Annotated in this window: 22 protein-coding genes, 1 tRNA gene and 1 pseudogene; 16 read left to right on the top strand and 8 right to left on the bottom strand. The window is 63.6% G+C overall.

Annotated features, from left to right (window positions below; genetic code table 11):
- The first annotated feature begins 2 nt into the window (after nucleotides 1-2).
- The 4 genes from mobA (at nucleotide 3) to DK391_RS11120 (ending at nucleotide 2839) form a co-directional block, all read left to right on the top strand.
- Nucleotides 3-617 carry a molybdenum cofactor guanylyltransferase MobA gene (mobA, locus tag DK391_RS11135; protein ID WP_109478061.1) on the top strand — a complete coding sequence of 205 codons (615 nt, stop codon included), beginning with the start codon at nucleotides 3-5 and terminating at the stop codon, nucleotides 615-617.
- A 101-nt stretch (nucleotides 618-718) separates the two neighbouring features.
- Nucleotides 719-2023, top strand: a complete 1305-nt coding sequence (gene glp, locus DK391_RS11130; protein WP_109478060.1) for a gephyrin-like molybdotransferase Glp — start codon at nucleotides 719-721, stop codon at nucleotides 2021-2023.
- 55 nt (nucleotides 2024-2078) lie between these two features.
- Nucleotides 2079-2354, top strand: a complete 276-nt coding sequence (locus DK391_RS11125) for a hypothetical protein (protein WP_007741774.1) — start codon at nucleotides 2079-2081, stop codon at nucleotides 2352-2354.
- Nucleotides 2354-2839 carry a GNAT family N-acetyltransferase gene (locus tag DK391_RS11120; protein ID WP_109478059.1) on the top strand — a complete coding sequence of 162 codons (486 nt, stop codon included), beginning with the start codon at nucleotides 2354-2356 and terminating at the stop codon, nucleotides 2837-2839. The genes DK391_RS11125 and DK391_RS11120 overlap by 1 nt, the downstream gene beginning before the upstream one ends.
- Before the next feature lie 73 nt (nucleotides 2840-2912).
- Here DK391_RS11120 and rmuC read toward each other — a convergent pair whose 3' ends face one another.
- The 5 genes from rmuC to pncB form a co-directional block, all read right to left on the bottom strand.
- Complete coding sequence (rmuC, locus tag DK391_RS11115; protein ID WP_109478058.1) at nucleotides 2913-4397, bottom strand: DNA recombination protein RmuC; 1485 nt, start codon at nucleotides 4395-4397, stop codon at nucleotides 2913-2915.
- Complete coding sequence (locus DK391_RS11110) at nucleotides 4394-5383, bottom strand: D-glycerate dehydrogenase (RefSeq protein ID WP_109478057.1); 990 nt, start codon at nucleotides 5381-5383, stop codon at nucleotides 4394-4396. Before DK391_RS11110 ends, rmuC begins: the two co-directional genes overlap by 4 nt.
- Nucleotides 5384-5435: 52 nt before the next feature.
- A complete protein-coding gene (locus tag DK391_RS11105) occupies nucleotides 5436-6848 on the bottom strand; it encodes a sodium:proton antiporter (RefSeq protein ID WP_204117335.1) in 1413 nt (470 codons plus the stop codon).
- A gap of 4 nt (nucleotides 6849-6852) precedes the next feature.
- A complete protein-coding gene (locus DK391_RS11100; protein WP_109478056.1) occupies nucleotides 6853-7515 on the bottom strand; it encodes a lactate utilization protein C in 663 nt (220 codons plus the stop codon).
- A 170-nt stretch (nucleotides 7516-7685) separates the two neighbouring features.
- On the bottom strand, nucleotides 7686-8885 hold the full coding sequence (gene pncB / locus DK391_RS11095) for a nicotinate phosphoribosyltransferase (protein WP_109478133.1): 1200 nt from the start codon (nucleotides 8883-8885) through the stop codon (nucleotides 7686-7688).
- Nucleotides 8886-9249: 364 nt separating this feature from the next.
- Between pncB and fdxA the strand changes: the two genes are divergently transcribed.
- The 7 genes and pseudogenes from fdxA to DK391_RS11055 all read left to right on the top strand — a co-directional run bounded on the left by fdxA (nucleotide 9250) and on the right by DK391_RS11055 (nucleotide 13600).
- Nucleotides 9250-9573 carry a ferredoxin FdxA gene (fdxA, locus tag DK391_RS11085; RefSeq protein ID WP_109478055.1) on the top strand — a complete coding sequence of 108 codons (324 nt, stop codon included), beginning with the start codon at nucleotides 9250-9252 and terminating at the stop codon, nucleotides 9571-9573.
- Nucleotides 9574-9694: 121 nt separating this feature from the next.
- A tRNA-Asn gene (locus DK391_RS11080) sits at nucleotides 9695-9770 on the top strand.
- Between the two features lie 211 nt (nucleotides 9771-9981).
- Nucleotides 9982-10479: a CreA family protein gene (locus DK391_RS11075; RefSeq protein ID WP_109478054.1), complete on the top strand. Its 498-nt coding sequence runs from the start codon at nucleotides 9982-9984 to the stop codon at nucleotides 10477-10479.
- 69 nt (nucleotides 10480-10548) lie between these two features.
- Nucleotides 10549-11373 (top strand): annotated as a pseudogene (locus DK391_RS11070) (AraC family transcriptional regulator); the annotation flags it as partial.
- Nucleotides 11374-11597: 224 nt separating this feature from the next.
- Nucleotides 11598-12269, top strand: coding sequence for an AzlC family ABC transporter permease (locus DK391_RS11065; RefSeq protein ID WP_239482791.1), 672 nt, complete (start codon nucleotides 11598-11600; stop codon nucleotides 12267-12269).
- Nucleotides 12266-12589: an AzlD domain-containing protein gene (locus DK391_RS11060; RefSeq protein ID WP_109478052.1), complete on the top strand. Its 324-nt coding sequence runs from the start codon at nucleotides 12266-12268 to the stop codon at nucleotides 12587-12589. Before DK391_RS11065 ends, DK391_RS11060 begins: the two co-directional genes overlap by 4 nt.
- 243 nt (nucleotides 12590-12832) lie before the next feature.
- On the top strand, nucleotides 12833-13600 hold the full coding sequence (locus DK391_RS11055) for a DUF4088 family protein (protein ID WP_109478051.1): 768 nt from the start codon (nucleotides 12833-12835) through the stop codon (nucleotides 13598-13600).
- Nucleotides 13601-13655: 55 nt separating this feature from the next.
- Here DK391_RS11055 and DK391_RS11050 read toward each other — a convergent pair whose 3' ends face one another.
- The 3 genes from DK391_RS11050 to DK391_RS11040 form a co-directional block, all read right to left on the bottom strand.
- Nucleotides 13656-15803, bottom strand: coding sequence for an ATP-dependent helicase (locus DK391_RS11050; RefSeq protein WP_109478050.1), 2148 nt, complete (start codon nucleotides 15801-15803; stop codon nucleotides 13656-13658).
- A gap of 223 nt (nucleotides 15804-16026) precedes the next feature.
- On the bottom strand, nucleotides 16027-16293 hold the full coding sequence (locus DK391_RS11045; protein WP_109478049.1) for a hypothetical protein: 267 nt from the start codon (nucleotides 16291-16293) through the stop codon (nucleotides 16027-16029).
- A gap of 49 nt (nucleotides 16294-16342) precedes the next feature.
- Nucleotides 16343-16789 carry a hypothetical protein gene (locus DK391_RS11040; RefSeq protein ID WP_109478048.1) on the bottom strand — a complete coding sequence of 149 codons (447 nt, stop codon included), beginning with the start codon at nucleotides 16787-16789 and terminating at the stop codon, nucleotides 16343-16345.
- A gap of 341 nt (nucleotides 16790-17130) precedes the next feature.
- Between DK391_RS11040 and DK391_RS11035 the strand changes: the two genes are divergently transcribed.
- The 5 genes from DK391_RS11035 to fumC all read left to right on the top strand — a co-directional run bounded on the left by DK391_RS11035 (nucleotide 17131) and on the right by fumC (nucleotide 23417).
- Complete coding sequence (locus DK391_RS11035) at nucleotides 17131-17349, top strand: RNA-binding S4 domain-containing protein (protein WP_109478047.1); 219 nt, start codon at nucleotides 17131-17133, stop codon at nucleotides 17347-17349.
- Nucleotides 17350-17566: 217 nt separating this feature from the next.
- Nucleotides 17567-18937, top strand: coding sequence for an MATE family efflux transporter (locus DK391_RS11030; protein WP_109478046.1), 1371 nt, complete (start codon nucleotides 17567-17569; stop codon nucleotides 18935-18937).
- Nucleotides 18938-19055: 118 nt separating this feature from the next.
- Nucleotides 19056-20018 carry a bile acid:sodium symporter family protein gene (locus DK391_RS11025; protein ID WP_109478045.1) on the top strand — a complete coding sequence of 321 codons (963 nt, stop codon included), beginning with the start codon at nucleotides 19056-19058 and terminating at the stop codon, nucleotides 20016-20018.
- Nucleotides 20019-20331: 313 nt separating this feature from the next.
- A complete protein-coding gene (locus DK391_RS11020; RefSeq protein ID WP_204117339.1) occupies nucleotides 20332-21924 on the top strand; it encodes a phospholipase D family protein in 1593 nt (530 codons plus the stop codon).
- 92 nt (nucleotides 21925-22016) lie between these two features.
- Nucleotides 22017-23417 (top strand): class II fumarate hydratase, encoded by a 1401-nt coding sequence (fumC, locus tag DK391_RS11015; RefSeq protein ID WP_109478043.1) that lies wholly within the window; start codon nucleotides 22017-22019, stop codon nucleotides 23415-23417.
- The last annotated feature ends 56 nt before the right edge of the window (nucleotides 23418-23473 follow it).

Here is a 23473-nt window from a genome sequence, read left to right as displayed (position 1 = left end):
CCATGAGTTTTTCACGCGATGACATCACCGGCCTGCTGCTCGCGGGCGGACGCGGCATGCGCATGGGCGGCGTCGACAAGGGCTTGCAGATGCTGCATGGCGAGCCGCTTGCACTGCACGTGATGCGGCGTCTCGCGCCGCAAAGCGGGCCGCTGCTCATCAGCGCGAACCGGCATGCCGGGCGCTATGTCGATCTGGGCGCACCGTTCCACGCAATGGTGATCGCCGACACGCTGCCCGACTTTCCCGGCCCGCTCGCCGGGTTGCTCGCGGGACTGCGCACAGCGCGCACGCGCTTCGTGCTGTCTGCGCCGTGCGACACGCCCGGTCTGCCTGCCGATCTCGCCGAACGCCTCACGGCTGCACTCGCTGCGCAGAACGGCAGCATCGCGACGGTCACCACCACCGATGCTCACGGCGAAACATCGATTCACCCCGTTTTCGCGCTCGTGCGCACATCGCTGGCCGACGATCTCGAAGGCTTTCTGCAAGCGGGCGAGCGCAAGGTGCGCACGTGGTACGCACGCCACAAGGCGGTCGAAGTCGCCTTTCCGGATGAGCGCACGTTTTACAATATCAATTCACTGCAGGAACTCGCCGATCTCGAACGACGTTGATCGAGGCTGTCGGGTTCGATGGCATGTGACATCAGCAGACGCCATTTGCCGCGATTGCCCGGCCGCCGCCGCACTGCATCCCGTCGCGACGCTCCCCTTTCATGACCACGCTGAACGAAACTTCGAGTTGCGTCGCACAGTACGACGCTCAAGCCATGCCGGTGTCGGCTGCGCAGGCGATCGTGCGCGAATGGGCGACACCCGTGACGACCGTCGAGCACGTCCATCTGCGTGACGCGCTCAACCGTGTGCTCGCGCAGGACATTGTCTCGCCCATCGACGTGCCGGCTCACGACAATTCGGCGATGGACGGCTACGCGTTTGCGGGCACTGCGCTCGAAGGCCCGGCAGACACGCGGGGCGAAATCGCATTGAATGTGGCGGGCAAGGCGTTCGCGGGCCATCCGTTCGCGGGCAGCATCGACCTGACGCAATGCGTGCGCGTGATGACGGGCGCGACGATGCCCGCTGGCTGCGACACCGTGGTGCCGCAAGAAGCCGTCACGCGCGACGGCGAAGTCGTCCGCTTTGCCGCCGCGCCATTGCGCACGGGCGCAAACCGGCGGCTGGCGGGCGAAGATCTCGCGCGCGGCGCGGTCGCGTTGAAGGCGGGCCGCATCGTGCGCGCGTCGGACCTTGGTCTGCTTGCTTCGCTAGGCATTGGCGAAGTGTCGGTGCGTCGGCGCCTGCGCGTCGCGTTCTTTTCAACCGGCGACGAACTGCGCTCCATCGGCCAGCCGCTCGACGCGGGCTGCGTCTACGATAGCAATCGCTACACGCTGTTCGCGATGCTCAGGCGTCTCGACCTCGATCCCATCGATCTCGGCGTAGTCCGCGACGAGCCCGCCGCGCTCGAAGAGGCGTTGCGAACGGCTGCGTCGAGTGCGGATGTCGTGATAACCTCCGGCGGCGTGTCAGTCGGCGAGGCCGATCTGACAAAGCAGATGCTGCGCATGCTCGGCGACGTCGCGCACTGGAGTCTCGCGATGCGTCCCGGCCGGCCACTCGCGTTCGGGCGCATCTGGTCGGGCGGCAAGCCCGGCGCGGGCGAACCGGCCATTTTCTTCGGCCTGCCGGGCAACCCCGTCGCGGTGATGGCGGCGTTCTATCAGATCGTGCGCGAAGTGCTGTTGCGCATGTCGGGCGCGACCACGCATCCTGTGCCGTTGATCCGTGCCGCCTGCGCCGAGTCGATCCGCAAGCGGCCGGGTCGCACGGAATTCCAGCGCGGCATCGCGCAGCGCGACGCGCAAGGCACTTGGCACGTCACGCCGACCGGCTCGCAAGGTTCGGGCGTGCTCAGTTCGATGAGCGAAGCGAATTGCTTCATCGTGCTCGGCCACGATCAGGCCGATCTCGATCCCGGCGACGCTGTCGACATCATGTTGTTCGACGGCCTGATCTGACCGCACAGGCCGCCAGTTTTCACGCATTCCAATACGACATACGGGTTTGACTTACATGAAAAAACAGATCTCGTTCATTGCACCGGGGCAAACGGCAAAGGCACTGATCCTCGTGTATCTGACGTTCAGCGTGCCGATCGTGCTGCTCGGCGTGCTGGTCGCCTTCATCCGTTACGGGTCGGTGGAACTCTCGACGGTGTTCAGCGCGCTGCTGCTCAACGCGATTCTGGGCTTCATTCTGCTGTGGATCGCGTGCCACGCGTATAACTGGGTAGCGTCGCGCTTCGGCGGCATCGAAATCCAGTTGAGCGACGTGCCGGAGGAAGCGTAATGACGGCGACGATTCGCGCGGCAACGACGGAAGACGTCGGCCCTATGCTCGCCCTGATGTACGAACTTGCCGAGTTCGAACATCTCACGCATCTGTTCATCGCGACGGAAGACGACTTGCGCGACGCGCTGTTCGGCGCTCGCCCGTCGGCGGAAGCGATCGTGGCCGAGCGCGACGGCGCGATGATCGGCTACGCGCTGTTCTTCCACAACTACTCGACCTTCCTCGGCAGACGCGGCCTGTATCTCGAAGACCTGTACGTGCGGCCTACCGAACGGGGCACCGGGCTTGGCTCGAAGATGCTGCGCTATCTGGCGGCGCTGGCCGTCGAGCGGCAGTGTGGCCGTTTCGAATGGTCGGTGCTGGACTGGAACCAGAACGCCATCGATTTCTATCAGAAGATGGGCGCAACCGTTCTGCCGGACTGGCGCATCGTGCGCATCACGGGCGACGCGCTCGATCAACTGGCCGCAAGCGCGAACTGACCATTCGCTTTTAGCGCTTAATACCGGCGAGACGTATCACGACAGCCGTATCGTCTCGCCAACCTTCCGCGCTTCACGCTTCATCCGGATCGGCGCCCGATAGCGCGTCTCCCAGCAAGCCCGCCGCCCGCTCCTCGGGCAACGCCTCGACGTCGCGCAGCTTGCGGTTCATCTGACGCGTGCGCACTTCCGCTGCTTCGATCGAACGCGTGACCGTTTCGAGTTGCGATTTGGTCTTCGCGAGCACGTCGCCGAACTTGCCGAATTCCGTCTTCACCGCGCCGAGCACCTGCCACACCTCGCTCGACCGCTTCTCGATGGCGAGCGTGCGGAACCCCATCTGCAGACTGTTGAGCAACGCCGTCAACGTGGTCGGCCCGGCAATCGTCACGCGATAGTCGCGCTGCAGAAGATCCGTCAGCCCCGGACGCCGCAAGATCTCAGCATAGCGTCCTTCCGTCGGCAGAAAGAGCAAGGCGAAGTCCGTGGTATGCGGCGGCGACACGTACTTTTCTGCAATCGTCCTGGCTTCCGCGCGAATTCGTCCTTCGAGTGCACGAGACGCGTCTTCCACTGCTACAGGATCAGCGCGATCTTGCGCTTCCATCAGACGCTCGTAGTCTTCGCGCGGAAATTTCGCATCGATTGGTAGCCAGACGGGCGTTGCGGTTTCATCGGATGTGGGTTGACGCCCCGGCAGCTTGATCGCGATCTCGACACGTTCGTTGCTCTTCGGAATCGTCGCCACATTCTTTGCGTACTGGTCGGACGTGAGCATCTGTTCAAGCAGCGCTTCGAGTTGCACTTCACCCCACGTCCCGCGCGTCTTGACGTTCGTCAGAACCTTCTTGAGATCGCCAACGCCTGCTGCGAGCGTCTGCATTTCGCCGAGGCCACGATGCACCTGCTCAAGACGATCAGAGACGAGCTTGAACGATTCGCCAAGCCGCTGCTCAAGCGTTGCGTGCAGCTTTTCGTCGACAGTGCGGCGCATTTCTTCAAGCTTGGTCGCGTTATTCGCCTCGATGTCTTTCAGGCGTTGCTCGATGGTCGCGCGCACTTCGGCGAAGCGCCGGTCGTTGGCTTCCGTCACCTGCGCCAGTTGCTGTTGCAGCGTTTCGCCGAAGCGCCTGAGTGTGATGCCCTGTTCGTCGCGCGCCTGTTGCGCCTGCAGTTGCAGGCTCTGACGCACGGCGTCGAGTTGCTGCGCGTTGGTATCGGTGAGCTTGACGAGTTGCTGCGCAAAGCCGTCGATCTTACCCGCCTGCACCGTCGTCATGCTGGTGAACTGGGACGCGAGCGTCTGCTGGAACTGCGCGAAGCCACCGCTCAGTTCCGCGCGCGACACGCGTGCGGTTTCAGCGATCTCTCCGCGCAACTCACGCTCGAGCCGTTCGTACTCGCGCATCTGCGCAAGCGTCGCGTCTTCGAACCGCTCGTGCAGTTCGTCGAACTGCGTCTGTTGTTGCGTGCCGCTCTGGCCGCGCAACAGCATGGCCAGCGCAAGCACCAATGCAACGGCCAGAACGGCGATGGCCGCAATCAGCACCATCGTCATGAACGCGCCTTTCCGATCACATCCGCATTGATCGGGTTCGGCGGACGCCCAGCACGCGGACCCTCGCCCAGCCCGGCGATCAGATTGTCGGCGGCGAGATTGGCCATCGCGCGGCGCGTCGCTTCCGTCGCGCTCGCGATATGCGGCGTCAGCACCACATTCGGCACCGTGAGCAAGGCCGGATTGAGCTTCGGCTCGCCTTCGAACACATCGAGACCTGCTGCCGCGATGCGTCTCTCACGCAAGGCAACGGCCAGCGCCGCGTCGTCGACGATGCCGCCGCGCGCGATGTTCGTGAGCGTCGCAGTCGGCTTCATCAACGCGAGCTCAGCCGCACCGATCGTGTGATGGTTCTCAGCCGTGTACGGCAGCACCAGCACGACGTGATCGGCGCGGCGCAGCAGATCCTGCTTCGATGCATACTCCGCATTCAGTTCCGCTTCGATCTCCGGCGCGACGCGCGAGCGATTGTGATAGATCACGTTCATGTTGAAGCCACGCGCGCGCCGTGCGAGCGCCTGGCCAATACGGCCCATGCCGATTACGCCGAGCGTCGAGCCGTACAGATCCGAGCCAAGAAAGCCGTCATACGACCACTTTTCCCATTTGCCCGCGCGCAGCCAGTGCTCCGACTCGGCAATGCGGCGTGCTGCCGCCATCATCAGCGCCCAGCCGAAATCGGCTGTCGATTCGTTGAGCACGTCGGGCGTGTTCGTGCCGAGCACGTTGGCCGCGTTGAACGCAGCCATCTCGAAGTTGTTGTAGCCGACGGCCATGTTCGACACCACGCGCAGACGCGGCGCGGCCGCGAGCACGGATGCGTCGATCACGTCGCCTGCCGTCAGCGCACCGTCCTTGTCGGCAAGCCGGCGCTTGAGTTCGTCGGCGGGCAGCACGTCGCCGTTATGCCAGTCGACTTCGAAATGCTGCTTGAGACGCTCGATCACATCCGGAAAAATGGGACGCGCAACCAGAACCTTTTGCATTGCCATGCTCCGAGTAACGGGCCGCGGCGCGCTCGTCGGCGCGTGCGCGGCGTCAAAAGAAAATCAACGATGTCGCGATAAACAACGGTATCAGCACGACGCCCGACCAGGCGAGATAGCCGAAAAAACTCGGCATCTTCACACCGCGCGATTCGGCAATCGCCTTGACCATGAAGTTCGGCGCGTTGCCGATGTAACTCACGGCGCCCATGAATACGGCACCGGCCGAAATAGCGGCAAGCGTCGACGCGCCCGTGGTGGTCAAGGTCTGCGCGTCGCCACCGGCAAGATTGAAGAACACCAGATACGTAGGCGCATTATCGAGGAACGACGACAACAGGCCCGTCGCCCAGAAATACATTTCGTCGCGCGGCTGACCGGCCGTGTCGTTGACGAGATGCACGATGCCGCTGAATGCGCCCGCCTCGCCCGCGCGCAAGATCATGATCACGGGCGCAATCGTCACGAAGATGGCAGCGAACAGTTTCGCCACTTCTTCGATCGGCGCCCAGTTGAATGCATTGCCGTCGCGCGCGGCGCGCGGCGTTACGGCAAGCGACAGCAGCGTCACCGCGATCAGCGCCACGTCTCGCACGACATTCTGCAACGCGACATGCGTGCCTGCCACATCGAACGTGATGCCGGGCTTCCAGATACCGCTCATCAGCACCAGCGCGATCACGAGAGCAAGCAGCACGAAGTTGATCTTGCCGACGACGCCCACGCTGTGCGTATCGGGCGACGGATCAGCGGGCGACAGTTCTTCGCGATGGCGGAAATAATACGAATCGAGCGCGTAGAAAACGGTGAGCAGCACGATGCAGATGAAGAGCATCGGCAGCGCGAGATGTACCGTCGTCCAGAAGAAATCGACGCCGTTCAGAAAGCCGAGAAACAGCGGTGGATCGCCGAGCGGCGACAGCGAGCCGCCCGCGTTCGCCACCAGAAAGATGAAGAACACCACCACATGGACGACGTGCCGGCGATTGTCGTTGGCGCGCAGCAGCGGCCGGATCAGCAGCATGGCGGCGCCCGTCGTGCCCATGATGCTCGCGAGCGCGGTGCCGAGCGCGAGCAACCCGGTGTTCAGCCGCGGCGAACCGTGCAGATTGCCCGTCACGCAGATGCCGCCGGCAACGGTATAAAGCGCTGTCAGCAGCACGATGAACGGCACGTACTCTTCGAGCAGCGCATGGATCAACGTGCCGAACGCCATCGGCGCACCGAACGCGAATGCAAACGGCACGAGGAACACAGCGGCCCATGCTGCCGAGATCTTGCCGAAATGGTGATGCCAGACTTTGGGCGCAGCGAGCGGAAACACGGCGATCGACAGCAGAATGCCCGCGAACGGCGCGCCCCACCAGGCGGAACGCGAAGCGCCGTCAAGCGTCGCCGCCGATGCCGCCAACGGCCAGCACGACAGCGACAGCCACAGCGCGAAAAACCGTCCCTGCAACCACACCGCCCTACGCGCCACGTACGACGATCGCATGCACGCGATAAGGACCATGCGCGCCGAGCACGATGGTTTGTTCGATATCGCCCGTGCGCGACGGGCCTGAAACGAAGTTGACGGCGCGCGGCAGTTCGCCGCGTTCGCTGCGAATCAGATTGAACGCTTCTTCATGACCGGAGACGATGCGCGAAGCCGGCACGATGGCGATATGCGTCTCCGGCAACAAACCTGCCGACGCATACGTCTCCGGCCCGGACAGCAGGACAAGCGTGCCCGTTTCGGCCGTGGCGCAGAAGCAGCCGGTGATGCCGACCCGGTCTTCGTCGCGCGGCTTGCGGAACTCGACCTCGATACCGGAATCGCCCCAGGGCAACGCTTCGAGCGTCTGCCATGCGATGGCGTGGGTGGGCAGGTTCAATTCGGTGAGATAGCGATGCGCGGCAGCGGGCGCTTCGGCGAGCGACTCGACGGTATCGACGGTGGTCGCCATCTTCTTCGCCTGCTCGATGAAACGCGCGACGAGATCGTCCGGCATGGGCGGACGCGGGCCTTGAGGATGACTTGCCAGATAAGCCTGCGCCGCTTCACGCTCCGACGCGGCCGGCTCGGGTTCGCGCCCTTGCGCGGCGCGAATGCGCGCCAGGATGTTGCGGCGGGCCGTCGATGTATCCATGTGCAATATCCTCGTGCCGGTGATCGTGTGGAGCGTGGGAGATGATCCGCGAATTATACCGGCCGCCCTTCACGCGAACACCTGGCCGAACGGCATATGGCGGCGCCCGTTCGAAGCGCCGACAATGCCTTCACATGCTCTACGGCTGCAACAGCGGACGATACCGAGCCTTACTTGCTGACTTCTTCTTCAGCAGGCTGCTCGATGCCGAACACCTGGCGCAGATAGGCAAGATACGCCTTGTCTTCGCACATGTTCTTGCCGGGTGAATCCGACAGCTTCGCGACCGGCTGGCCGTTGCACTTGACCATCTTGATCACGATCTGCAGCGGGTTGTAGCCGAGGTCGTTGGTGAGGTTCGTGCCGACGCCGAAAGCGAGCTTGCAGCGGCCGCGGAAGCGTTCGTACAGCTGCAGCACCTTGGGGATATCGAGCGCGTCCGAGAACACCAGTACTTTGGTGCGCGGGTCGCAGCGGTTGGCCTCGTAGTGCGCGAGCAGACGTTCGCCCCAGTCGAACGGGTCGCCGGAATCGTGGCGCGCGCCGTCGAAGAGCTTGCAGAAGTACATGTCGAAATCACGGAGGAACGCCTTCATGCCATACACGTCCGACAACGCGATACCCAGGTCGCCGCGATATTCCTTCGCCCACATCTCGAAGCCGAAGATCTGCGAGTCGCGCAGACGCGGACCGAGCGCCTGGCAGGCCTGCAGGTATTCGTGCGCCATCGTGCCGAGCGGCGTCAGGCCATGCTTCATCGCGTAGTAGACGTTGCTCGTGCCCGTGAACTGCTCGCGCAGGCCTTCCTTGAGCGTGAGGATCACCTCTTCGTGCCAGCGCCCGGAGAAACGGCGGCGCGTGCCATAGTCGGCGATCTTGCAGTCGGCGAATTCCGGGCGCGCGCCGAGCAGCTGGATCTTGTCGCGCAGGCGCTCACGGCCTTCGCTGTAATCGGGCTGCTGCTGCGTGTTGCGGAAATAGACTTCGTTGACGATCGCGAGCACCGGGATCTCGAAGAGGATGGTGTGCAGCCACGGCCCCTTGATGTCGATCTCGATCTCTCCATTACCCTTCGCCGAAGGCGTGATCGAAATGTACTTCTCGTTCAGATGGAAGAGCGCGAGGAAATCGAGGAAGTCGTTCTTGATGAAGCGCATGCGGCGCAGGTAATCGAGGTCACCTTCGCTGAAGCGCAGCTTGCAGAGCTTGTGCACTTCGCTGCGAATCTCGTCGATGTACGGCACGAGATCGACGTTCTGCGTACGGCAGCGGAACTTGTATTCGACGTTGGCCGCCGGGAAGTGATGCAGCACGACCTGCATCATCGTGAACTTGTACAGGTCGGTATCGAGCAGCGAAGTAATGATCATGATCTTGCAAACCGGGACTGCATGAAATCGGAAGACGTCAGGCCTCGTGCGCCCTCGTCCTTTCGTGTTCACCTCGTGCGCCATGCCCCGCATGTGCGCCTTGGGCTTCGCGAAGTGCGCCCGCGAGGCGGATACGCGCGAAGATGCTGTCGCATGTTACCCGAATGCGCGCGGACGGTTGTTCCAATGCGTCAAGGCAGCCGGCGCCGGCCGCGCAAACCGCCCCCCATAAACTAATCACCAAACGATATAAACGGGTTGGGACGATCGCGTATGCACTACTTGACGTTACGTTACAATACCGCTTTTGGCGCATTGCCATCCCCCCATTACCTAAAGAATATCGTTTGCAGGAGTTGCCTGAATGACTCACGTTGTGACCGAAAGCTGCATCAAGTGCCGCTATACCGACTGCGTCGATGTGTGCCCGGTGGACTGCTTTCGCGAAGGTCCCAACTTCCTCGCGATCGCCCCGGATGAATGCATCGACTGCGCTGTGTGCGTTGCAGAATGCCCGGTGAACGCCATCTACGCTGAAGAAGACGTCCCTGGCGACCAGCAGCACTTCACGGAACTGAACGCCGAACTGGCGAAGGCATGGCCGAGCATCACCAAGACGAAGGCACCGCTGCCCGAAGCCGACGAATTCAAGGACGTGAAGGAAAAGCTCGCGCTGCTCGCACGCTGATTCGCGCGCGTCGCAAAACCTGTCTTCCTGGCTCGAAACAGTCGAATTAAATTGAGATGAAGCAGAGGTATTGACAGCTTCTGCGCTACCTCCTACAATTCCGCTTCTCTGCTGTTGTTGTTCCCCGATAGCTCAGTCGGTAGAGCGCCGGACTGTTAATCCGTAGGTCCCTGGTTCGAGCCCAGGTCGGGGAGCCAAAATTCAAAGGCCCGCTTCGTGCGGGCCTTTTCTTTTTTCTGCGTTCGGTTTTGCGGACGCACAGTTTGCGACTTCGCCCTCTCCCGCTTAGGGCTTCAGCCACTGCGCCGAGTGTCTTGCATCGCAGCGGCAAGCATCGGCAACCAGGTTACGATGGCAATCTCACCGGCAGTCGCCCGGTTCTTCCCCCGCCCATTCCTCCGTTACCCGATGAAACTCGCCCAGCTCCATGTGCGCGTCGCGCGCGCCGCCATTGTCGCCGCCTCCGTAGTGTTCGCCTGCGCGCCGCTCGCGCACGCCGAGGAAGTTGCCAGCGTCAACACGAATTTCCATCTCACCGGCTCGGACCGCGTGGTTGTCGAGGCCTATGACGATCCCGCCGTGCAGGGCGTCACCTGCTACGTGTCGCGAGCGCGCACGGGCGGCATCAAGGGCACGCTCGGCATTGCTGAAGATCCGACGGAAGCGTCGATCGCGTGCCGTCAGGTCGCAGCCATCAAGATTCCCGAACCGCTGCGCCAGCAAGCCGATGTGTTCACCGAACGCATGTCGCTTATTTTCAAGACGCTGCACGTGGTGCGTGTCGTCGATTCGAAGCGCAATACGCTCGTGTATCTGACCTATAGCGACCGGGTCGCCACGGGCAGCGCGAAGAACAGCGTCACCGCCGTGCCGATGCCTGCGGGCACCACGATCCCCGTCCGATGATGCGAAACACACGCGTCCCGGACGCTGTCCAGGCGCGGTAGACTGTCAGGTCCACCAGGACGTTTGCTCATGACTTCGACCCGCTTCCGCGACAACGCGCGTTACTGGCGCACGCCGCTTCTGCCCGGCGCGGATCTGCTCACGGCCGAATATCACGATCACGAGTTCACCCCGCATTGGCACGACGCCTACACGATCCCCGTGATCGAGGCTGGCGCGGAAACGTATCGGTATCAGGGTTCGCGCCATGTCGCCGAGGCGGGCAGCGTACCCATCATCAATCCGGGCGAGTTGCATACCGGCTCGCGAGCGATGGATGACGGCTGGCGCTACCGCGTGCTGTACGCACCCGTCGCCTTCATCCACGCGCTCGCGCAGGACATCGCGGGCTGCGCGCAGCCGCTGCCGTGGTTCGACGCCGCCGTGATCCGCGATCCCGATCTCGCGCTGCGGCTGTCGCGCGCGCATCAGTTGCTGGAGGCGAACGGCGAGCCCCTCATCGCAGAAACGGCGATGCTCGATGCCCTGTCGACGCTGCTCGTGCGCTACGGCCGCACGCGTCCCGATACGCCCCACCTCACCGCTGACGACACACGCGTCGTCACGATGAAAGAGCAGCTGGCCGGCGATCTCCTCGCGCCGCTCCAACTTGCGGATCTCGCCGATACCGTCGGCCTGTCGCAGTTCCACGCGGCACGCCTTTTCACCCGCGCGACGGGTTTGCCGCCGCACGCGTGGCGAAACCAGGTGCGTTTGCAGCGCTCGTTGGCACCGTTGCGCGCGGGCGCGACGGTGGCCGATGTCGCGGCGGCGAACGGCTTCACGGATCAGAGCCACTTCACGCGCCATTTCCGCCGCATGTTCGGCGTGCCGCCGGGGCGCTGGCAATCGGCCTGCCCATCCTTGCGAGCGTTGCGCCGCAGCAATCCCGGTGCGCGAGTAGCGCTTGAGCAACCCTTGAACCGCCCTAAAACCGCGTGCAATCGCAAGAACGTACAAGCCGCGGCTCCCCTCGCCTCGCTATCCTCGGTTCCATCGAGGAGAAAAGATTGAATCACCCTGCACAACCCGTTCACCGTCTCAAGGAACTCACGTCCGGCGCGCGCGACACCATTCCGATGATCGTCGGCGCGGCGCCGTTCGGCGTCATCTTCGGCACGCTCGTCGCGTCCGGCCCGCTGCATCTGTGGCACGGCCAGCTGATGTCGCTGATCGTATTCGCCGGGTCGGCGCAATTCATTGCGCTCGGCCTGATCGCGGGCCACGCGAGCTATGCCGTCGTGTGGGCCACCACGCTCGTCGTCAACGCCCGTCACGTGCTGTACAGCGCGACGCTCGCGCCGTATGTGTCGCATCTGCCGTCGCGCTGGCGCTGGACACTCGGCGGCCTGCTCACCGATGAAGTCTTCGCCGTCGCATGGGCGCATTACCGGCTGCATCCACCCGGCTCGGTCGGCCCGTACTATTTCCTTGGCTCGGGCCTCGCGATGTATCTGAACTGGCAGCTCTGGACGCTGGCCGGCCTGCTGTTCGGCGCGGCCTTCCCCGGCCTGCAGTCGCTCGGACTCGACTTCGCGATGGTGGCGACCTTCATCGCGATCGTGGTGCCGCAACTGGTGGCCGTGCGCTATCTGGCGGCGGCCGCCACGGCGGGCGCGCTGGCGTTCTTCTGGCAAGGCTGGCCGTACAAGCTCGGCTTGCTGGGTGCCGTGTTCGCGGGCGTCGCGGTCGGCGTGCTGCTGTCGATGCCGGCTTTCCAGCGCACCCGTACGATGGAGGCATCGCGATGAACTACGTGCTCCTGATCCTCGGCATGGCCGTCATCACGTGGCTGATCCGCGCCACCGTGTTCGTGCTCGGCGACCGCATCGTCTTTCCGCCGCTGGTGCGCACCGCGCTCGGTTTCGTGCCCGTCACCGTGCTGACGGCGATCATCGTGCCGATGGCTGTATCACCGCATGGCACCGACGCCGAGTTGACGTGGCGCAATCCGCAACTGGTCGGCGCACTGGCCGCCGTGGCCGTCAGTGCGCTCACGCGCCGCCCGCTGCTCACCATCGCCGTTGGTCTCGCGGTGTTCTTCCTCTGGCAAGGCGTCGTGCTGAAGTGACGCCGGGCTGACGCCCGTCCGCGCGCCGCCGTTCACCCGGACGGCGCACCACCCTCAAGTTCCCTTTCAATCCGCCGATAAACACTCGTGGTCCGCGAACCAGGCTGCGTCGATTTCTATTGACAGCATGCCGGCAAGCTGGACAGAACCGCGCCGGATATCGGCGCCGCCACGCACGGGGGCGAGCGGCGCCAGGCAGATTGCCTCGACGGTGTTCGCGCGGTCGACGAAACGGGATAAGACATGGGTCAGATTACCCTTAACATCAAGGACGAAACGCTCGCATCCTTGCGAAAAGACTTCGACGCGTTCGTGCGGGTCTCGCTGAAGCTCGACCCGCAGTTCGCGACGCCGTCGTTCGAGGATTTTCTGCGCGCGAAGCTCCTGGACAACATGGTGCCGCTGACCGAGAACGCGGTTCAGCGCATGCTGCAGGGCGGCCAGTACGCATGGGCCAAGCGCACGCTCGACAAGGAATTTCCGGATGTCGTCGCGATACTGATGAAGCAGGCGAACGAGTTCGGCTTCGGCTTTGCCGCGCGTTCGGAATGGACGCCGGAAGAACTCGCGAAGCAGAGCCGCGAATGGGCGGCCGCGATCGTCAAGGAAGCGGAAGGCGCGCCTTCGCTGGTCGATCCGCTTGCCGCGCAGATCAAGTCGGCGGCGCAGGACATCCAGGCACTCGAGGAAGTGATGCAGACGCCCGCGTGGCGTCTGGCCGAATCGCTGCGACAGCGGGTGTATGAGGCGAAGGTGGCATGCGAAACCAGCGTCGGCAGCCTTGCGCGCGAAAAGCTCGGCGAACTGCGCGGCCTGTTGCGCCTGGGCATTTCGCACGGCTCGTTCCAGAAGCAGGAAGCGCAGCAGATCATGGAATATCTGCGGCTGCTGAAGCCGGAAATCTTCGTTGAAGAGCCATACGACGTTTTCACGCGGCTCGCCGCATGGCTGCGCAACTTCTTTATGCCGCCGCAGCGTCCGCAGCAGCCGCAACAACGGCAGTCGCGCTAGGCTGTATCTCACGACACACGTCGCCCGGTTGCGGCGATACAGGATCGCGGCAAGCTCAGTCCCACATCTTTCTGAGCTTCGCCGCGATTTCTATTTTGGCTTGCGCGGCTGCGGCCAGTCCTGCTTGCGTCGGCGCCGACACGATGGGCGCGGGCGGCCACGCATGCGAATCGAATAGCGGCAGCAGCTGCGGCGGAATGAAGCGCGTACGCGACGCCCACACATGCCGGTCGCCCATATGCGGCTGGTTGTGCACGTAAAAGCGCTGCGGCATGACGATATGCAGGTCTTCCTTCGCACGCGTCATCGCGACGTACAACAGACGCCGCTCCTCGTCGATTTCCTCTTCGCTACCCGTGCCGAGATCGGAAGGAATGCAGCCGTCGACGCCATTGAGCACGAACACGTTGCGCCACTCCTGCCCTTTCGCCGAATGGATGGTCGACAGGATCAGGTAGTCCTCGTCGATCAGCGGAACACCGGATTCGTCGCTGGTGGCGTCGGGCGGATCGAGCGTCACCTCCGTCAGGAAACGCTCGCGCGACGCATACGTGCTCGCGATGCTTTCCATCTGCACGAGATCGGCCTGACGGATCGATGCGTCCTCGTGATTGCGTTCGAGATGCGGTTCGTACCAGCGGCGCACCATCTCGAATTCGGCGGGCCAAGGCGTCTGCCGGTGGCAGATGGACGCCATCATCGACGCGAACGGATGCCAGTCTTCGAGCGCGCGAGCGGGTGGCGCGACCGCGGCGAGCGCACTGGCTGTGCAACCTGAAACGCCATACGCGGCGGCCGCCGTAGCGTCGGACTTCAACGCGTCGGCACGCGAGGCAATATCGTCGAGCACACGCGCGGCTGTCGCGGGCCCGACGCCCGGCAGCAATTGCACGACACGAAAGCCCGCGACACGGTCACGCGGATTCTCCGCCCAGCGCAGCACCGCGAGCACATCCTTCACGTGCACGGAATCGAGAAACTTCAGGCCACCGAACTTCACGAACGGAATATTGCGCCGTGTCAGTTCGATCTCGAGCGCGGCGCTGTGATGCGCGGCGCGAAACAGCACCGCTTGCGCTTTCAGCTTCATGCCCGCCTCGCGCGCGGCCAGCACCTGTTCGACGATATAGCGCGCCTGGTCCGCTTCGTCGGCGACGGTGACGAGATGCGGGCGCTGCGCCGATGCCCTGTCCGTCCACAACTGTTTCGTGTATCGCTCGGACGCGAGGCCGATCACGGCATTCGACGCTTCGAGGATCGGCTGCGTCGAACGGTAGTTGCGCTCCAGCGTGACCTGCTTCGCCGGCGGATCGAAATGAGACGGGAAATCGAGAATGTTGCGCACCGTCGCGCCGCGAAACGAATAGATGGACTGGGCGTCGTCACCCACCACCGTCAAGCCGCGTCCATCCGGTTTTAGCGCGAGCAGGATCGACGCCTGCAGGCGGTTGGTGTCCTGATACTCGTCGACCAGCACATGATCGAACCGGCCAGAAAGATCGACGGCAATCGCGGGCTCCGCGGCCATGTGCGACCAGTAGAGCAGCAGATCGTCGTAGTCGAGCACGCTCTGCTTCTGCTTCGCATCGACATACGCGGCGAACAGCATGCGCAGATCGGCTTCCCATTCGCGGCACCACGGGAAAGCGCCATTGAGCACGTCGGCCAGCGACGCGCCCGTGTTCACCACGCGCGAGTAAATCGAAAAGCACGCTGACTTCGACGGAAAGCGCTTTTCTTTCGCCGACAGGCCGAGTTCGTGACGCACGAGATTCATCAGATCGGCGGAATCTTCGCGGTCGTTGATCGTGAAGGTCGGCGCAAGGCCGATGAGGTCCGCGTACTCGCGCAACAGGCGCGCGCCGACGCTATGGAACGTGCCCGACCATGTCAGCCCCTGCGCGAGCGCGGCGCGCGTGCCGAGGGCGGCGCTCGCGATGCGCGTGACGCGCCGGGTCATCTCGAGCGCCGCGCGGCGCGAGAACGTCAGCAGCAAAATGCGGCGCGGATCGACGCCTTTGACGACGAGATTGGCTACGCGATGCGCCAGCGTATTGGTCTTTCCCGAACCCGCGCCCGCGATCACCAGCAAAGCGCCGGCGGGATGCGCGATGTCGTGCGCACCGTATTCGACGGCTTCGCGCTGGGCGTCGTTGAGCTTCGCGAGCCAGTCCGCGGCGGCCCCTGACGCAGGCGAATCCATTGCAGCAGATGGCGCGTCGGTTAGCGCAGGATCAGGCAAGGACGAAGGGGAATCGGCGACGGAGAGCACGATCGGCGGAACGGAAGTGAGGGCGACGCATACTGTATATCCATACAACCCTCGACGACAAGCGCCCCATTTTTCTGCGCATCTTTACGAGCACGCGTAAGAAAAAAGCCCGGCACATGCCGGGCTTTCGTGCAAAACCGCCGGAGAAATGCACCTACTGCGATTTCGCGTCCTTCACCTTCGCATCGGCGTTCGCCTTGTCGGCGTCGGATTGTGCGTCGGCCTTTTTCTTGTCGGCCTTGGCCTGCGCGATGTCGGCCTTCTTGTCCGCCTTCGCCTGTGCCTTGGCTGCCTTGCTGTCGGCGTGCGTCATCGGCTCGGTGGCGGGGTCATGCGACGTTTGCGCAACCGCAAGTCCCGTCACGCTGCTTCCGATCAGACCCGCGCACAACAGGGCCATGCTTCTGCTGATGTTTTTCACTTTGTCCTCCCTCTTTCAACGCAACCGGACGATGCTCGCGAGCGCCGTCCTAGTTATGCGCCTCGCCCGATGCCGCCGCGCCCGTCGGCTGGCCCTGCATGTCGGCCTTCAGTTCGTTCGATGCGGCCGCCTTGTCGGCCTTCTTGTTCAGCTTGGCGTTGCGGACCTGATCCTTGTAGGCGTCCTTGGCGGCCTTCTGCTGATCCTTCATCTGTTGCTTCGACATCTTCTTCTGCGCGCTGTACTCGGCGTTAGCCTGCGCGTCCGCATTACGTTTCTGGACCAGCGGATCGGTCGAGCCGGGTGCCGTCAGGTTCTGCGGCGCGGGCGTCGGCATCTGCACACCTTGCGCGGCGGGTGCGGCAGCCGGCGCCTGCTGGACCTGAGCCTGGGCGGACAGGTCGGCGGCAGGCTGGGCGGTTGTCTGGGCGAATGCGGCAGTCGACGCCATCGCAGTGAGGGCGCTACCGATCAGGAACGTACGAAGCTGTTTCATGGCAATCCTCTCTGAAGTTTGTCGATATCGGCAACGCGGGCGGTTCTGTTATCGGGTGCTGAGCGGATGCTCCGCAGCGCCCTGCCCGCGTTTTTACCTGTTGCGTACCTGTTGCCCGAAAGCAGCAGGCTATTCCACAGACCGGGCCATTGCGAGTGAAGTTCTTCAGAAAAGCCGACTGTTACTCACCGTTTCATTTCCTGACAACTGAATAACATCTGCTTGCAACTGCCCGGCGCGCAGCCATATGCGTTGCGCAGAAAGCGTGATGCGCGGCGTGATGGCTTATCATGCGAGTCGCTTTTCAACGACATCGCCGACATCCGTCGATCGCAACTGCCATGCCCAACCTCGATTTCACACTCACCGGCGACTACGTCGAACTCCACAATCTGCTGAAGATTACGGGCCTTGCGGATAGCGGCGGCTCGGCAAAAGTGATCGTTGCGTCGGGCGCCGTGACCGTCGATGGCCAGGTCGAAATGCGCAAGACGTGCAAAATCCGCGCAGGTCAGGTCGTGCTGCTCGGCGACACACGGATTGCCGTGCACGAAGCCTGATTCGGGATCGGATCACGCCGGTCGCATCTCAAGACGGCGCGATATGCGCCTCGCATCAACCGGCAAGCCCGCGCCGCCTTAAACCCGCACCAAAAGTGTGCCTGTTCATCGACAGCGCCGCGTTCCCGCAATAAGCTGTCCGTCTGGACAGAAATAGATCTGGCGCGCGGCGTCCTTGCTGCGCGCGTCGCCCCAATCGCGCGTCTGCGCTTCGAACATGAATCCGACCGGAATGTCCCGCGCGATCAGCGGGCCGCCCACTCTTTCCCGCCACGCCGCCGACACCGCGCGTCTGGCCGCTCCCCTTGCCATCGCGCAGCTGTCGCAGATGGCGATGAGCGTCACCGATACCGTCCTGCTCGGCTCGCTCGGTCCCGATGCGCTGGCGGCGGGCGGCCTTGGCGCGAATCTGTTCTTCGTGGTCGTGACGCTGCTGCAGGGCGTGCTCACGTCCGTCAGCGTGAGCGTGTCGCATGCGCGCGGTGCGCAGGCCGAGGATCGCGTGCCGCACATCTACTGGACGGGCTTTCTGCTGTCGCTGCTGCTGACGGTGCCGGCGTTCGTGCTGCTGTCGTTCGCCGCGCCCATCCTGACGGCATTCGGCGAACCAGCGCTGCTCGCGCACAATGTCGGCGAATACTGTGCGGTGCTGCGCTGGGGCGCGCCGGGCAGCCTGATCGGCGTGGGCCTGATGCGCTCGTTCCTCCCCGCGATCGGCGCCGCGCGGCGGCTGCTGTGGGTGTCGATCGGCGGGGTGTTCGTCAACGGCTTCCTGAATTACGGGCTGATTCACGGCGCCTATGGCTTGCCGCGGCTCGGCTTTCTCGGTTCGGCGGGCGCGACGACGTTTACCGTCTGGCTGACGGCCCTCACGTTGATGGGTCTGTTGCATCTGCGCCCGCGCTTCCGGCATTTCGTGACGGCAACGCGACCCAACGTGCCGCTGATGGGCGAGCTATTTGGCTTGGGATGGCCGGTGGCCATTACCTATGGCGTCGAATCGACGATGTTTCTGGCGACGGGTTTGATGGTCGGCCTGCTCGGCGAATCGCAACTGGCCGCTCATCAGATCGCGCTGAATGTTGCGTCGGTCGCGTGCATGGTGCCGCTCGCGATTGGCCAGGCGGCGAATGTCCGCGTCGGATGCTGGGCGGGTGCCGGGCAACCGCTCGCGGCGCGTCATGCTGGCTGTGTCGCGCTGGCGCGCGGCGTGGGGTTCATGACGCTGTCCGGTTTGTTCCTGATCACCGCGCCGAAATTTATCGTCGGGCTGTATCTGCATCTCGACGATCCCGCGAATGCGCCGACCGTTGCGCTTGCCAGTTCCCTGCTTGGCGTGGCGGCGATTTTTCAGGTCGTCGACGGGATGCAGACGGTCGGGTCGGGTTGCCTGCGCGGGTTGAAGGACACCCGGGTGCCGATGATCGCTGCTGCGTTCGGGTATTGGGGGATCGGGTTTCCGACCGGCTATACCCTCGCGTTTCATTTCGGGCTGGGCGCGCGCGGCGTGTGGTGGGGATTGGCGGCCGGGCTGGCCAGCGGGGCCTTGCTGATGACCTTGCGGTGTCACAAGAAAAGTCAGCCGTAGTTTTTTGCCTGTGATGGGCTCTGTATGGGTGTCCTTGCAGAGGGCGAAAAGCGTCGCCAACCGCTACAGGTAAAATGCCCGCCGCATCCAGACAAAAAAACTACCAAGGACACCATCCATGCTTGCCCGCGTCACCCGTCTTTTCCCGCTGTGGGCCGTTCTGGCCTCGCTGGCCGCTTACTTTTCGCCCTCGTCGGTCACCGGCATCGCCCCTCACGTCACGACCCTGCTGACGATCATCATGCTGTCGATGGGCGTCACGCTTTCCATCGCCGACTTCCGGCGTGTCTTCACGCGGCCCGCGCCTGTGATCGCAGGCATCGTGTTGCATTACCTCGTGATGCCGCTCGCAGCATGGGTGATCGCGAAAGCGCTGCGCATGCCGCCCGATCTGACGGCGGGGATGGTGCTGGTCGGCAGCGTAGCGAGCGGCACGGCGTCGAACGTGATGATCTATCTCGCGCGCGGCGACGTCGCGCTGTCCGTCACCATCAGCGCGCTGTCCACGCTTGTCGGCGTGTTCGCAACGCCGCTGCTCACGCGCCTCTATGTCGATGCGTCGATCGCTGTCGACGTGCACGGCATGCTCATGAGCATTCTGCAGATCGTCGCGCTGCCGATCGTCGTCGGTCTCGTCATCAATCACTTCGCCGGCAAGCTCATCAGCAAGATCGAACCGATTCTGCCGCTGATTTCGATGGTGTCGATCCTGCTCATCATCGCGGCTGTGGTGGGTGGTACGCAGAAGAGCATTGCGTCGGTCGGACTCGTGGTGGCGCTGGGCGTGGTGCTGCACAACGGCATCGGCCTGCTCGGCGGATATTGGGGCGGCCGTCTGCTCGGCTTCGACGAAGCGGTCTGCCGCACGCTCGCCATCGAAGTCGGCATGCAGAACTCCGGCCTCGCCGCGACGCTCGGCAAACTTTATTTCACGCCGATCGCCGCCCTGCCCGGTGCACTGTTCTCGGTGTGGCACAACCTGTCCGGTTCGATGCTCGCAGGTTATTGGGCAGGCCGCCCGGCCAAAGGCTCGACGGCCGAGCAGGAAGCGAACAAGGCACTTGCCCGCGACCGCGTCTGATCTGCTTTTCCCGATTCTTTCTGTTCCGCCGCGCGCTCGATCCATCTCGACGCGCGGTGCGTCAAATCTTCCTCCCTGAAAGCCAGATAGCAGGCACGCGCGTTGCAGTGTTGCAGTGCGTCGCTATCCGACCCGCTTTTGCGATTCCCCTTAGAATGGCCCGGTCGCCAGGCGACGTCAGGATCCGCATCCGCGCCGCTCAACTGGAGGATCAAGCGTGTCGGCATACAACTCGAACGACGCCACCGTAACGCTGCTTTATCGCAAGCCACGCCGTTATCGCACGACACCCGACGCACGCCGCCCGCTGCTCATGCGGGCGTTCGCGCTTCTGGTTCTGACGATGCTCATGACGGCCTGCGCCACGCGCCCGCCCGCCACCGCCTTCGATCGCCCCGTCACGCACGCGCTGCCCACCACCGACGCCACGCCGCTCGCCGCCGCGCTCGCCGCGCCCGAGCACGCGCATCCGGGCCTGTCGGGCTTTCGTGTGCTGTCGAGTGGGACGGAAGCGCTGCAGATGCGTATCGCGCTCGCGCGCTCGGCGACAAAGACGCTCGACATGCAGTACTACATCGCCGAGGAAGACACCACGGGCAAGCTGCTGCTCGGCGCGGCGCTTTACGCGGCAGACCACGGCGTGCGCGTGCGCATGCTGGTCGACGATCTGAACTTCAAGGACATCGACCGCGTGATGGCCGCGCTGAACTCGCACGACAACATCGAGATCCGCGTCTTCAATCCGTTCGGCAGCGCTGACACGAGCTTCTACCAGCGCAGCGAAAATTTCTTCACGAAGGTTGGCGCGTTCACGCGGCGCATGCACAACAAGGCAATGATTTCGGACAACCAGCTTGCGATCGTCGGCGGCCGCAATCTCGGCGACGAATATTTCAGCGCCAGCCCGACCTTGCAGTTCCGCGATATCGACGTGCTCGCAGCCGGCCCGATCGCGTCGGATATTTCCGCGAGCTTCGATTCGTACTGGAACGACAGCAACGCCTACCCGTTACGCGCCCTCAACAAGCAGAAGTTCGACGAGCACGAGCTCGACGACATGCGTAACGAACTGCGCGCGCACTGGCGCAAGAACGCCGAGCCGTACAACGCGAAGCCGCTGAACGCCACGCCGCTCGCCACGCAGATTTCGAACGGCGAGCTTGGCCTGACATGGGCGAGCGCCGAGTTCAAGGCCGATTCGCCTGAAAAAATGAAGCTGCCCGCCGACGAGTACACCAGCCCGCCGATGCAGCGCCTGATCGAACTGATGCACGACGCGCAGCAGGAATTTCTCATCACGTCGCCCTACTTCGTGCCGCACCAGGCGGGCGTCGATGCGCTGGGCGAACTCGTGCAACGCGGCGTGAGCGTCAAGGTGCTCACCAACTCGCTCGCCGCCACCGACGCCGTCGCCGTGCAGGCCGGCTACAGTCCGTACCGCGTACCGCTGCTCCAGCGCGGCGTGCAGCTGTACGAATTCAAGCCGACACCCGGCGACGCACCACCGCGAGGCAGCCTGTTCGGCTCCCGCTCGAAAGCCAGCCTGCACGCGAAGACTTACGTGATCGACCGCAAGATACTGGTGATCGGCTCGATGAATCTGGACCCGCGCTCCGCGCATCTGAACACGGAACTCGCGCTGGTGATCCATAGCCCGCCGCTCGCCGGTCAGGTCGCCCAGCTGTTCGACAAAGCGACGGCGCCCGCTGTCAGCTATCGCGTGACGCTCGCCACGCCGTCCGAACTCGCCATGCTGCGCTACTCGGCCACACCGCAGTCGAAGCTCGTCTGGACCGACGAGGAAAACGGCCAGCTGCGGCGCTACAACCTCGATCCCGGCGCGGGCTTTTACCGTAACGCGCTGACGGGTCTATTCTTGTTGCTGCCAGTCGACGAGCAGTTATAGCGGCGCACTCGCAGGCGCAGATTGCACCACGCTTTCAGGTTGCACCACCCTTTAAGCAAGCCTTCCGATCACCCAGTCAAGCGGAGTAGAACATGACCGACGATGTACGCATGGAACGCGATACGTTCGGCGAAATTGCCGTGCCGAACGCGAAATTGTGGGGGGCGCAAACGCAGCGTTCGCTGCAGAATTTCAAGATTTCGACGGAAAAGCAGTCACCCGAACTGATCACGGCCCTCGCGATCATCAAGCGCGCCGCCGCCGAAGTGAACCTCGCCCTCGGTGTGCTCGACGCGACCAAAGCCAAGGCGATCATGGCCGCCGCCGATGAAATCATCGCCGGCAAGCATCCCGACGAATTCCCGCTCGCGGTCTGGCAGACGGGTTCCGGCACGCAGACCAACATGAACCTCAACGAGGTGATCGCCAACCGCGCGAGCGAACTGATGGGCGGCGAGCGCGGCGAAGCGCGCCTCGTGCATCCGAATGACGACGTCAACCGCGGGCAATCGTCGAACGATGTGTTTCCGACTGCGATGCACGTGGCCGCGGCGATCGGCATCGTCAAGCATCTGCTGCCCGCCATCAAGACGCTGCGCGGCACGCTCGAGCAAAAATCGAAGGCCTTCGCCGATATCGTGAAGATCGGCCGCACGCATTTGCAGGATGCGACGCCGCTCACGCTCGGCCAGGAATTTTCCGGCTATGTCGCGCAACTCGATCACGGCGCGAAGCATGTCGAATCGGCGCTTCCGCATCTGTATGAACTCGCGCAAGGCGGCACGGCTGTCGGCACCGGGTTGAACGCCCATCCGAAGTTCGCCGATGAAGTCGCAGCCGCGATTGGCCGGCTGACGGGCCTGCCGTTCGTGTCGGCACCGAACAAGTTCGAGGTGATGGCCGCCGCCGACGCGCTAGTGTTCGCGCACGGCGCGCTGAAAACCGTCGCGGCGAGCATGATGAAGATCGCCAACGACGTGCGCTGGCTCGCGAGCGGCCCGCGCTGCGGTCTGGGCGAACTGTCGATTCCCGAGAACGAGCCGGGCAGCTCGATCATGCCGGGCAAGGTGAACCCGACCCAATCCGAAGCGGTGACGATGCTGTGCTGCCAGGTGTTCGGCAACGACGTCGCGGTGAATATGGGCGGCGCGAGCGGCAACTTCGAACTGAACGTGTTCCGTCCGATGGTCGCGCATAACGTGCTGCAGTCGGTGCGGCTGCTGGCTGACGGCATGCACAGCTTCAACGACAACTGCGCCGTCGGCATCGAGCCGAACCGCGATCGCATCGATCAGTTGCTCAATGAATCGCTGATGCTGGTGACGGCGCTCAATCCGCACATCGGCTATGACAAGGCCGCGAAGATCGCCAAGAAGGCGCACAAGGAAGGCACGACCCTGAAGGCGTCCGCGCTCTCGCTCGGCTATGTGACGGAACAGCAGTTCGACGAGTGGGTGCGTCCGCACGACATGGTCGGCAACGCGAAGTCGTAACGCTTCCGGCTGCTGCGCGTGATGCGCTGTTGCCCTGCTGCGCACACGCGCAGCAG

This window comes from Paraburkholderia sp. C35 (assembly GCF_003121405.1).
GTDB lineage: Bacteria > Pseudomonadota > Gammaproteobacteria > Burkholderiales > Burkholderiaceae > Paraburkholderia.
The sequence above is the reverse complement of the archived record's forward strand: the minus strand, read 5'-3'. Positions and strand labels throughout refer to the sequence as shown.